The organism is Bradyrhizobium guangxiense, assembly GCF_004114915.1.
GTDB classification, from domain to species: domain Bacteria; phylum Pseudomonadota; class Alphaproteobacteria; order Rhizobiales; family Xanthobacteraceae; genus Bradyrhizobium; species Bradyrhizobium guangxiense.
Genome location: NZ_CP022220.1, coordinates 38,634 through 50,782, shown reverse-complemented (window position 1 = coordinate 50,782; position 12,149 = coordinate 38,634). Strand labels below are relative to the sequence as shown.

Sequence of the window (12,149 nt, the reverse complement as noted above, 5' to 3'; positions counted from 1 at the left end):
CGTTTCTACCCTAATGTGTCTTTTGATCAGCTGTTGTGGCCGGCGTCTTCGCGCTTGCTGGCAAGCCGCTTTACCGCAGTGACGGCGGCGTGCGCGGCCACCGCCGCACCCACGGCGCCCGCTGCCGCCATGCCGATCTGATCGGCGTTTTTCTCGATGCCGAACTGCTTGATGTTGGTGAGGCGATCGTAGAACGAGCCCTTGTCCCAAAAGCCGTCCTCTGAGCAGCCGATGCAGCCGTGTCCCGATTGGATGGGGAATGAGACCCCCCCGTTCCAGCGCACGGTTGAGCAGGCGTTATAGGTCGTTGGCCCCTTGCAGCCCATCTTGTAGAGGCAGTAGCCTTTGCGCGCCGCCTCATCGTCCCACTCCTCGACAAACTGGCCGGCGTCGAAATGCGGGCGCCGGTAACACTTGTCGTGGATGCGCTGCGAGTAGAACATCTTAGGCCGGCCCTGGCGGTCGAGCTCGGGCAGCTTGCCGAAGGTGGTGATGAAGGTGACGACGCCGGTCATCACTTCGGCGATCGGGGGGCATCCCGGCACCTTGATGATCGGCTTGTTGGTGATGACCTTGTCGATCGGTGTGGCCTGGGTCGGATTGGGCTTTGCCGCCTGTACGCAGCCCCAGGACGCGCAAGCGCCCCAAGCGATGATCGCCATCGCGTCCTCGGCCATCATCTTCAGCTTTTCGACGAATGGTTTGCCGCCGTCGATACAGAACATGCCGCCCTCGTTGAGCGGCGGATTACCTTCAACGGCCAGAATGTACTGACCTTTATGCTTGGCACGGGTCTCCTCGAGGATCGCTTCCGCCTGATGGCCCGCGGCCGCCATGATCGTGTCATCGTAGTCTAGCGAGATCATCGACAGCACCGCATCCTTCACCAGGGGATGCGCGGAGCGGATGAAGCTCTCGGAGCAGCAGGTGCATTCGAGACCGTGCATCCAGATCACGGGCACACGCGGCTTGGTCTCGAGCGCATTGGCGATGCGGCTCGCCGCCAGCGGGCCGAGGCCGAGGCTCGTCGCGGTCAGGCTGCAGAACTTGTGAAAGCTTCGACGCGTGATGCCTTGCCGCCTGATCACGCTGTAAAATGTTTCCGTCGCCGTGCCCATAAATCCTCCCGCCGTCAGCTTTGGCTTTCAATGACGCTTAGGGACAGCAAGAAGCAGGCCAACTGCGTGGCGCAAAATGAAATTAGAGGAATGTCAAAAGGTTGCGAGATCTGAATTGTGCAAGACGCGAAGATCGAGCGGCACTGCACGAAAGAAGCGGAAACAATTCGATTTGCAGGCGGTAACGAGGTTTACGCCGCCGAGCCCGTTTCAATGCGCAGTGCACACCATGCAAGGATCGAACGAGCGCACGACATGCTGAACCGCAACGGAACGTGCGCCAGCCTCGCCCACATCGGTGCCGACCAGCGCCTGTTCCAGAGGGCCTGCCACGCCGAGGGAATCGCGCGGTGAAAAATTCCAGGTGGTCGGCGCGATGATCTGGTAGCGCTCGATCTTTCCACCGCGCACCGCCACCCAATGCCCGAGGCTGCCGCGCGCGGCCTCGACGAGACCGACATATGCCCCGTCGGGCATCTCCTGCGAGGGAGCACAGAACGGTTCCGAAAGTCGTAGCGCGCGGGTCCACTGCTCCATCGCAAGTGCGATGCGCGCAGTCTCGATCAGCCGGGCGATCACACGGTTGCGGACATTGGTGCCGCTTGGGGCGACGAGATCGGCTATCAGCGCTTGCCCGGCCACGGTCTGGCGCGCAATCGCCCCGACCTCGACCGGCTGGCCCGAAAGCCGCGGCGCCTTGCACCAGCTATAGGCGCCTGCCTTGTCGGGATCAGGTACGGTGTTGCTGTGCGCAGGATCGGAGGAGCAATCCCGCATCCATGCATGGGAAACGTCCTCGCTGATCTGACTCAGCGGCAACGGCTCCACAACCATGTCTGGACCAACAATGCCGCGCGGGAACAGTCCGCAATCGGCGCCTTGATAGGCGCCATAGCTCATCAACACGCCCGGTCCCTTGCCGAGCTCACTGAGCGCGAGGCTGTCGGCAAGCCTGAGGAAATGAGCGAAATCACCGCTGCGCCCCGCGCGCCAGCGGTCGAGCTCGTCTGCGGTCGAGAGCGACAGCATGTTCTCTAGAGTATCGGCGAACACTGTACGTTCAAGGAACGTGCGAAATGAGGTCACGATCGACAACAGCCGTACGCGCTCGCCGAGTTCGATCGCGCGCGTCGCGCCGCCCGGCTGGAAGGCAAGGCTGTGTGGCCATTTGCCAGCAATGATTCCCATAGTCTCGAGCAGCCGCGCCCGCGCCGGCAGCGCATCGCGCGCCGCACTGCCGCGGGTGGCCGCAAAGCGCTCGCGAGTCTCCTGGTACCAATCCTGCGAAGCGTAGGCTTCACGGGCGAAGTCAGGCATGAAGAAGATGTAGAAATGCGTAAGATGATCGGCGGCATTCTCTGCCGCGTGCGCGATATTAGTGGCGAGCAGACCGTTCGGCGCCGCCTCGGTTCCCATCGCATGGCGAAGCGCGGCAGCGGCGGCGACCGACTGCGAGACCGAGCAGATGCCGCAGATGCGCGGCGCCAACACCAGCGCATCAAGCGGTGGCCGCCCCTCCAGAATTTGCTCGAACCCGCGATAGAGCGGCGCCGTCACTTCGGCGCGCTGGACCCGGCCGCTTTCGACGTCGAGGCGGACTTCGAGATCGCCCTCGACGCGGTTGAACGGGCCGATCGTAATCCTCGTCATGGCGTGCGCTTGGCCGTGGTGCGGCCGGGCGGCACCACCACATGATCAGCGGTCGCATTCAGCCTCACGCGCCGCGGAGTCGCCGATTTCGACAACGCCGCGAGCGCGACGAACCAGGCTTTTGGCATGTCGGTCGGCAAGCCGACTGGGATGCCGGCAAGCTTGGCGGTCTCCAGGAAATTCTGCGCGTCTTCGAAGCCAGGTGACGTGCAGGCGATGCAGGCATAACCGCCCTTCGTGCAGGAACCGCCGCCGTTCCAGGAGCGCTGGTTGCAATCGCCGACAGCCTGAGTCGCCTTGCAGCCGAGATGCTCCATGAGGCAGCCGCGCTCGGACATGGTTTCGGCGCTGGCCTTGAACTCATAGAACTCGTTGCGGGAGCAGCCGTGATGAGCAAGATGGTTGGCAACGAATTTCGGTCGGCCATAGGTGTCGAGGTCAGTCGCTGACAAGTCCTTGGACGTCAGTGCCAAAATGGTTTCCATCATCCAGCCCGGATGCGGCGCACAGCCAGCCACATTGATCACCGGCAAGCCGAGCCGGGAGCGGAAGCCTGCGCCGAGCGCGCCGCCAGCATCGGCGCCCTCGAATTGCAGCCCGACCGCGTCGGTTGGATTGGCGCCGGCGGCTGGCACCCCGCCATAGGCGGCACAGCTTCCGACCGCAACGACATAGTCCGCCCGCGGCGCGAGATCTAGCATCCAGTGGTAGATCGAGCGGCCCGTGCCCGCGAGCATGTTGAAGCGGCCGCTATCGTTCGGGCCGCGGGCAACGGAGCCTTCGAGGAGCAGTAGGTCGAGCGGCACCCTGCCCTCGCGCACGGAGTTGAGCACCTCGGCCGCTTCCTCGCCTGTCTCCTCGCTGACCGAGGGATGCCACAGCAGGTTGATGCCGAACTGCCTCAGTTCGTCGAACCAGCCGGAAGAGCCGCTTTCGAGGATCGACATGGTGCAACCGCCGCAGCTCGCGCCTTGCAGCCAGAGCAGGTTGGTCATTCCGTTCGATTGGCTCATCACTTGCCCTCCAGCTCCACCAGCTTCGGCCGACCCGGCTCGAATGGCAAGCCCTCGGCGCGAAGGAACTCAGTCATGATCGCCCGGCGCGCCTTCATGTTTAAGGTGCCTCTGGCGGATCCGGTGCGTGATGATCCAAATTAGACCGACGGCAAATGGTACGAACAATGCTGTCGCGAGTGACGGCTCGACATGCAAGCCGCCGTCATGTGCGCCCTTAGCGAGGTAGCCGAACAGGCTGACGACGTAATAGCCGATCGCCGCCACGGAGAGGCCTTCGACGGTGCTCTGCAGGCGCAATTGCAGCTTGGTGCGCTCGTTCATTGAGCGCAGCAGGTCACGATTCTGCTCCTCCAGTTCCACGTCCACCCGCGTGCGCAGGAGATCGGCGGCGCGCGCTAGCTTGATCGATAAGTTGGCCTGGCGGTCCTCCATCGCGGCGCAGGTGCGCATCGCCGGCGCCATCCGCCGGGCAAGGAAGGACGACCAGGTCGGTCGCCCTCCGATCTCGCTTCCTTCGATCACGCCAAGGCGGGCCTGCACGATGTCGTAATAAGCCCGGCTCGCGCCGAAGCGGAACAGGCTACCCGCTGCGCCGCGCTCCAATGAGGCGGCCAATGCGGTCAGCTCCGTGAGGAGGTGATTGTTGAGCTTGAGGTCCTCGGCGCCCTGCATCTCCTGGAGCACTTCGACCAGCCGCCGCCCAATGTGATCGACCGAGGGCGCGAGCTCGAGCGCGGCCGGCAGGCCGAGCAGCGCCAGCGTGCGATAGGTCTCGATCTCCAGCACGCGCTGCACAAGAGCGCCAAGCCGGCCCGGCGACAGGCCGTCGTTGCAGATGAGAATGCGGACAAAGCCCTGCGCATCCGCACGAAAGTCGGAAGCGACGACCGCAGGGCCGCTGCGGACTGTCGCCATTGCGAGGCTGCTCTTATCAAACAGCTCCTCAGCGCGCGCGACGGCCGCTTCGGTCTGCTCCACCTCGAGCCTCACCGCCACAAGCAGCTGTCCCGTTTGCGGCAGTGCCCGGATCAATGCGGTAAGTTCGTCACCGATGGGAGCGAACGCCAGCGCGGATGCCTCATTACTCCAGATCCAGGTGAAAGTCGTGAATTCGGAATGCTGTTCCCAGCGTAGCGAAACTGCTCCGATTGACACCTGGTGGTGCTTAGCCGACACCTCGGGTGCCGCCAAGCCCTGCGCGGTGCAAAAGCCTACAAAGGCCTGCCGGTCGGCGGCCGCCGCTTCTCCCTGGCCCAAAAAAGCAAATCGCAGCACTGCGAGAGGCGCGGAGAGCCGCGTGAACGGACGCGCATGCACCTCACCCAACACTGCACCGCGTTGCGGGTGCAACGCGAATCCGGCCAGATCCAGACCATGCTCCATCGACGATCCCTAGGATACCGGTTTGCCCACGCGAGGGTGCCGGCTTGTCCGTTGACTAGCGCAGGTCTCTGGCACTTGCGCAATGGTAGTCGCAGGCGTCTCGCATTGCGAGCCAGACTACGCCGCGACGACGTTGGCCATGAAACGGTCAAGCTCCGCGCGCAGGCGGTGGCTCGCCTCGGTTAGTCCGCGCGCTGATTGCAGCACGGCGGAAGCCGCGGAGCCGGTCTCGCTTGCTTCGCGATTGACCTGCTCGAGATTGGATGACACCTGCGCGGTGCCAGAGGCCGCCTGCTGCGCGCTCTGTGCGATCGCCTGTGTCGTCGCGGTCTGCTGGTCGACGGCGGACGCGATCGAACCCGAGATGGCGGAGATATCGCCAATGATGCCGGCGATCGACTTGATCGCGGCAATCGAATCTCCGGTCGCTTGCTGCATACCTTCGACGTGAGAGCCGATCTCCTCCGTCGCACGGGCGGTTTGGCTTGCAAGCGACTTCACCTCGGCTGCGACGACGGCAAAGCCGCGGCCCGCCTCTCCGGCGCGGGCTGCCTCAATGGTGGCATTGAGCGCGAGCAGATTGGTCTGCTCTGCGACCGCTGTAATCAGCTTCACGACATCACCAATCCGGTGCGAGGCTTGCGCGAGCGTCGCGATGCGGGCGTCCGTGCTCTTGGCCTGGGCTACCGCATTACCGGAGATCGCATTCGAGTTGCGGACCTGGGTGCGAATATCATTGATCGACAGCGACAGCTCCTCGGCCGCCGAGGCGACCAAACCAATGCTGCTCGACGATTCTCGCGCGGCGCCGACCACCGCGTTGGTCAGGCCCCCTGTCGCCTCCGCATTGCGTGACAGCGTTGATGCTGCTGCTTCGAGTTGCTGAGCAGAACCCGAAATGCCGTTGACGATGTCACCCACCGCGGCCTCAAAGCCGCCAGCGAATTTAGCGAGCTCAGCGCGCCGCAGCTCGGCCGCCGACCTGTTACGCTCTTCGATCTCCGCAGCTTCGCGTTCGGCGCGCTCAATGGCTTGCCGCTTGAAGCTCTCGACCGCGCCAGCCATCTTGCCGACCTCGTCGTGCCGACCGAGCCCCGGCAGCACGATCTCATAGCGGCCGTTTGCCAGCTCGATCATCGAGCTGCACATCGCGATGACAGGTTTTGCGATACCGCGTCCGATCGCAAAGGAGAGCACGAGGCCAATTGCAATCGAGGCGAGCGCAAGGGCAACCACTACCGATTGACCGTGGATGATTTGCACCGCGGTCTTTTTCTCGGCATCAGCCTGCTCCGCCAAAGCCACTCGCTTCAGAGAGGCGGCCGCCCCGGATAGTCCGTGACGCAGCTTCCACATGTCCGCCATCAAACGATCGATCTCTTGGCCTGCGGCCTCCACTCGGGCGAACCCATCTCGGTAAGACGCGACGAGCTCGTCGAGCGCCTGTCCGCCGACGTCCGGCGAGCGACGCTCTCGCACGATCGCACCTTTAAACCCTTCTATTCTCTGTAAGACGTCCCTCGCGAGGACTTCATCGTGGAGCTTCAATTCTGTCGTTACGAGGCGATCGATCGTATCGAAACGCTCAATGATATTTTCTGCTTGAGCGCCCGGCGCCTTCACCTGATCGAGCGCGGTCCGGATGACGTGCGCCTGTCCGCCCATCGTGGCTGCCGAGCGATCGATCCCGGCGCGCAGCGCCAACACTTTGTTGAAGGAATCGGTATAGGCGCGGTAGGCTTCGAACAGTTCCTTTATCGACTGCTGCCAGCTGAGAGTTGCAGTCTCGGTTTTGGCTGCCGTGATCGTTCGCTCGAGCAAGCGTCGCGCCTCTTCCGCGGCAGCTTCCGCCTCCTTTATGCCCGTCAGGGCGTAATAGCGCGCGTTGCTCTGGTATGCCGAGAGCGAGCTGTCGATTTCGCGCGCATAATCCGATTCCGACATGCTGATACGATAAACGTCGAAGCCGTCGAGGATCGCCTCATAGCCAAACCAGGCGCCCGCCATGGTGCCCGCCGACAGCAGCAGAACGATAGCAAATCCCATCATGATTTTCAGGCGAATTGACAGGTTGGCGATGACTGGCTCGCTTTTCGGCAAGCTCATGGCCGCTGCATTCATCCGGCCCTGTGTCTGGAAGACGCCTGCCCGGCGCGATGCGCCGCCGCGCCGAATGAAGCTCAAATCCATATCGCAAATACCCGGTTCGCTGGAGCTGGAAATGAGCAAACGATGTGCCGTCTCTCCTAATCATCGGTAAATTGCAGCGAGCTGCCGCGCAGCAAGTGTCGTGCGCCGGGTAAGGAAGCTCGCTGCTCATGCAGGGAAAAAGACCGCGAACCCACGTGGATGCAGCGGAAAATAGCAAAGAGGTTCAATAAAGATATGAAAGCAGGATTTCCACCTGCGGTTAAAGCGGGTTTCCAATTCTTCGTTGCGTAGGGCCGCTGAAGCGTGAAGAAAAAAATTGCAGGGCGGTGATTTCGCGCCGGCATGCGCGCGATATTCTCGATGGCATGCGCTGATTCGTTTGTTCGCTGCGTCGAATCACTCTCAATGCAGGAGCATGCGATGACGAAAATCTCGGAGATTCCGGGTACGCTGGACGCCGTCGGCGCCGTCGGCACGGATCGCCAATCAATCTATGTCTATGAGGCACCGGTACGGATCTGGCACTGGTTAAATGCGCTAACGATCTCTCTTCTGGCCGTTACCGGTTATCTAATCGCCTCGCCGCTTCCCTCGATGCCTGGTGAAGCTAGCAATTGGTACACGATGGGCTACATCCGATTTGTTCACTTCGCGTCGGGACAGGTGCTCGCCTTCGCGTTCCTTTATCGCGTCTACTGGGCGTTCGTCGGCAACCAGTATGCCCGCCAGTTGTTCGCGTTTCCGATCTACAACCGGATCTGGCGCTGGGGCCTTTTGTACGAGCTGCGATGGTACCTGTTCCTAGTGCGCTACCCGAAAAAATACGTCGGCCACAATCCTTTGGCCAATACTGCGATGTTCTTGTTCGTGATTGTGATGATCCTGATGATGCTGACCGGATTTGCACTTTACGCTGAGGGCGAAGGTCGCGACAGCTTATGGTATGCGCTGTTCGGCTGGTGGTTCTCGATCTTCCCAAACAGTCAAGACGTGCATACAGTGCACCATCTCGGCCTCTGGTTCATTGTGACTTTCGTCATCCTGCATGTATATGCTGCCGTGCGCGAGGACATCGTGTCGCGTCAGAGCATGCTATCGGCCATTATTACCGGCGAACGGACGTTTCGCGACTCGCGACCTGACTGATATCAGAATGTGCCCGCTAGGGTCACTCGGACGGTCAAGGGTTCGACCGGGTGAAGCACATAGTCCATCACACCAATGGCACAGACTGGCGCAGGGGCGGCATTGGCGGCACAGAGATTGTAAAGTTTGTCCGTCTTCAGCAGGGAGCCATAGGCATAGGTGATCTGGTTCGCCTTGCTGTTGAGGAGGTTGAGCAAATCGAGCTGGAGGCGCCAGCCCTTGTCGGTGCGGTAGCCGATCCGCGCGTTGAAGATGCCGGTAGGTTGCGATCGGAAGGCGTTGTCTTCCGTCAGCGGACTGGAGGCGAGATAGCGCCAACGCAGGGCGCCGAACCAGCCCGTCTTCGCGCCGAGCGAGATGCCGGCGGACGCCATCATGGTCGGTGCGTTAGGGATATAGTTGCCGGGCGCGTTGCCGATCTGCGCGGCGGGATAGCCGGCGAGTGAGGCATAAACCTCCGCCTGGTCGCTGTCGTAACCGCGAAAGCGCGCATGGGTCATCGCGAGATCGGCGTCGACGTCAATCCAAGACCGTGGGCGGTAATGGTTGGTCCATTCGAATCCATAGCGGCGGCTCGCGCGCGCCGTCGTGGTATCGCCGGCATCGCCTGAGAACAGGATCTCGGAATCCTGGTCGAGGACGAAGAGGCTGAGCGAGGTGTCGAGATCCGGGACGATCCTCGAACGCACGCCGACCTCCGCGCCCCTGGTGCGGACCAGCAGCGGCGAGCGCGGCAGCTTTGTCCCGGGATCGCTCGGATCTTCCGTCGTCGTCGCACCCCGCGCGTCGTTCGAGTGCATGCCATAGCCGGCGCCGAAAAAGAACTCGGTCTTGTTAAAGGGACCGACCACGATGCGAAGCTTGGGACTTCCGATCGTAGCGTTGGCATGGCCTGAGTTGTTCGCATCGAACAGCGACGTCACGTCGGCCGCGTAATAGTCCCCGCGCCAACCGACCGTGGTCCTCAGCCAGTCCGAAAAGTGCAACGTACTCTCGGCGTAAGCGCCGATGCTGCCTTCCCCGACCTTATCGCTGCGTACGTTGGACAGGAAACTGCGCCGGTGGGTGTCGGTGAGCGCGAGATCGATGGCGTCGTAACGGGACTGCAGGCCGAAGGTCGTCTGCATCGGCAGCCCAGCGAATGAGCCATCCATCGTCCGTGCGATGTTAGCGCCGGCCATTAGGCGGCCGTCGTGCTGGTGAAATTGGTCGCCGACAACGGGATTGGCCAGGAAATAAGTGAAGTTATTGTAGAGATCGAGCTCGCTCTTGACGACATAAGCGTTCGCCTTCCAGGCCCCGGAATTATCGCTCTGCGCCACGCGCGCCGACAGGGCAAAACGGTTTGCGTTGCCGCCGTCAGTCGGGTCTTCAGATCCAAACCGATCCATCAATCCGTCCGTCATGGCGCGCTGCGGCACCTGATCGGTCGAATTCCATCTGTTGGCGTAAGCCATGCCCGTGACCGACACGCCGTCGGTGGCCGTGCCCTGACTGTAGCGCAAGAGCCCATTGAGCTTGCGGAGGTTGTCCGGGTTGTCCCAGGGGCCGTTGTAGGTCCCAGCCTCGCCGGCGAGGAGCAATGTCCCATCGCCGAGCCTCGTCGAATCCATGCCGAGGAAGCGGCGATATCCAAAGCTGCCGGCGGTCATCTGCGCTAGCCCCTTCACCGTGCGGTCGATCAGGCCGATATGCACGGCGCCGGCCGAGGAGAAGTCGCCTTCATCGGCGAAGTAAGGCCCCTTCTTTACCTCCATGGCGGCGATCGCTTCAGGAATCAGCCAATTGAGGTCGGCATAGCCCTGGCCGTGGGCGTGAGTGCGCATGTTGGCAGGCACATCATCAACATAGATCGCGAGATCCGTGCCATGATCGAGATTATAGCCGCGCAAGAAGTACTGGTTCGCTTTGCCCTCGCCGGAATGCTGCGTCACAATGAGCCCCGGTACAGCTTCGAGCACTTCGCCCGGGCGCATCACGGGCCGCGCGTTGACGTCTTCGCCTGATACTGTGATCTGGCTTGCCATGCTCGACGCGGGAGCCAAGGCCGCGCTGCTCTTGGCCGATACCGCTGAGGCTTGCCCGCCCAGCTGGCTACTGGACCCTATGCCGAGCGCTCGATCCGAGCGTGGCGTTGGAGCTCTTCGCGGTCGCCGTGGGATCTCCTCACGAGTGACTATGACTGCAGGCAAGGTGTAGCTAGTCTGGATATTGTCTCCAGAGCTAGGTTCAGCGTCGATCATGAGGGCGCAGATGCTTAGTGCTGCAATGCTCGTCCAGCGGGCAAAGACGGCAGGCTTCGAGCGGCTCGACAGCATCGCTGCAGCCGCTAAGTCGCGCGTGATGTCGGCAAGGCGGTTCGAGTGGTCTTTCCCTTCCATGCAACGCGATACAGCAGGAGAGATGCTAGCCAGGCGAGAGCGAACAATGACATCACGCCGAAGCCTAAGATGGCTTGTGATCCCTTGAGGCGATCGACGAGGCTCGAAAGGGCACCCGTGAGCTCAAGCTGATCGCTGATCAGGCCAAGCGTTTCCACGCTGCCGATGAACAGCGCAATCGCGACTGAGGCACCTGTGATTGTCAGATTGTACCAAAGCTTTCGGGCCGGATCGACGAAAGCCCAGCGATAAGCGCTGGCCATAAATGCTGAATCCAAGGTATCAACCAGGGACATTCCGGCAGCGAAAAGTGCAGGAAAGACTATGGCCTGCCAGAGCGACAGGCCGCGCGCAGTCTCAGAGGCAGAGAGGGAGAGCAGGCCAATTTCGGTCGCCGTGTCGAAACTTAATCCGAACAGGAATCCGAGCGGATACATGTGCCAGCTTTGCGTCACAATTCGGAAGATCGGGCCGAGCAAATGCGAAAGAAGACCGCTTCCGGCTAGGGGCGCATCGAGTAATTGTGCACCGTAGACGCCGCTGGCCTGCGCTGCACGCATTGTGCGCCACAAGTTTGCGAAGATCGCAAAGTTGACGGCGGCCACGCCGAGCAGGAAGACGGCTGAAACCGAGGTTCCGAGAAGGCCGCCCAAGTTTTTGAGCAAACCCTCTCCGCCGAGGGTCATGACGCCGGCGGCAAGCAGGATCATTGAAGCGAGAACGATCGTGGAATGGCCGAGCGCAAAGTAGAGACCTGCAGTTTCGGAGGCGCGGCCGGCATGCATCAGCTTCCGCACGACATTGTCGATTGCCGCAATATGATCGGCATCCACGGCATGGCGCAGACCGAACACCCAAGCGAGCAGCGCGGTTGCCATTACCGACGGCTGACCGGCGAACAGCGCAACGGCCCAGCCCCAGGCTGCAATGTTGGTCAGCGTCAGCCCTGCCAGCAACAAGACAGTTCTCAACTTAAGGCCTTTCAAGAGGCCACTTCGTGACGTGACCTGCCCCATGCGGCGCCACTCCCCTGGTATGATCTTTTTGTCGAACTCTCATACCCTGAGCAATATTCAGGCCAAGTAAGACCATGGCGTAAAAGGGCGCCAAGCGATTGCACTTGCAAAAGAATCCCTGTCGATAGCGAGTTACGCCTTAAAATAGGCGATGCCGCTCGCAAACTAACTAACCATATTCGGCAAGGTACTTCCCATCCCTGAAGAAACGTATTCGTAGTTCAGCAAAGGCTCGCAAGGGCGCAACTGGCTTGGCCAATGGTCCGCCGTGCTTTGACCGGATTTTCT

Annotated in this window: 8 protein-coding genes; 1 reads left to right on the top strand and 7 read right to left on the bottom strand. The window is 61.6% G+C overall.

Features of this window, described 5'->3' with window-relative positions; translation table 11 throughout:
• Positions 1 to 26 precede the first annotated feature (26 nt).
• From X268_RS34750 to X268_RS34730, 5 genes are all read right to left on the bottom strand, one after another.
• The gene (locus X268_RS34750; RefSeq protein ID WP_128929512.1) at positions 27 to 1,118 is read right to left on the bottom strand and encodes a hydrogenase small subunit; all 1,092 of its coding nucleotides are present in this window, start codon (positions 1,116 to 1,118) and stop codon (positions 27 to 29) included.
• Between the two features lie 210 nt (positions 1,119 to 1,328).
• Entirely contained in the window at positions 1,329 to 2,768 is a 1,440-nt protein-coding gene (locus tag X268_RS34745) for a nickel-dependent hydrogenase large subunit (RefSeq protein WP_128929511.1), read from the bottom strand.
• Complete coding sequence (locus tag X268_RS34740) at positions 2,765 to 3,781, bottom strand: NADH-quinone oxidoreductase subunit B family protein (RefSeq protein WP_128929510.1); 1,017 nt, start codon at positions 3,779 to 3,781, stop codon at positions 2,765 to 2,767. The genes X268_RS34745 and X268_RS34740 overlap by 4 nt, the downstream gene beginning before the upstream one ends.
• A 69-nt stretch (positions 3,782 to 3,850) precedes the next feature.
• Positions 3,851 to 5,167 carry a DUF3422 domain-containing protein gene (locus tag X268_RS34735; protein WP_128929509.1) on the bottom strand — a complete coding sequence of 439 codons (1,317 nt, stop codon included), beginning with the start codon at positions 5,165 to 5,167 and terminating at the stop codon, positions 3,851 to 3,853.
• 117 nt (positions 5,168 to 5,284) lie between these two features.
• Entirely contained in the window at positions 5,285 to 7,396 is a 2,112-nt protein-coding gene (locus X268_RS34730) for a methyl-accepting chemotaxis protein (RefSeq protein ID WP_164938218.1), read from the bottom strand.
• 342 nt (positions 7,397 to 7,738) lie between these two features.
• On the opposite strand from X268_RS34730, the gene cybH reads away from it, so the two are divergent.
• Positions 7,739 to 8,464 carry a Ni/Fe-hydrogenase, b-type cytochrome subunit gene (gene cybH / locus X268_RS34725; RefSeq protein WP_128929508.1) on the top strand — a complete coding sequence of 242 codons (726 nt, stop codon included), beginning with the start codon at positions 7,739 to 7,741 and terminating at the stop codon, positions 8,462 to 8,464.
• A gap of 2 nt (positions 8,465 to 8,466) precedes the next feature.
• On the opposite strand, the gene X268_RS34720 is transcribed toward cybH, so the two are convergent.
• Positions 8,467 to 10,491 (bottom strand): TonB-dependent receptor, encoded by a 2,025-nt coding sequence (locus tag X268_RS34720; RefSeq protein ID WP_128930141.1) that lies wholly within the window; start codon positions 10,489 to 10,491, stop codon positions 8,467 to 8,469.
• A gap of 302 nt (positions 10,492 to 10,793) precedes the next feature.
• Positions 10,794 to 11,861 carry a HoxN/HupN/NixA family nickel/cobalt transporter gene (locus X268_RS34715; protein ID WP_128929507.1) on the bottom strand — a complete coding sequence of 356 codons (1,068 nt, stop codon included), beginning with the start codon at positions 11,859 to 11,861 and terminating at the stop codon, positions 10,794 to 10,796.
• Positions 11,862 to 12,149: the final 288 nt, after the last annotated feature.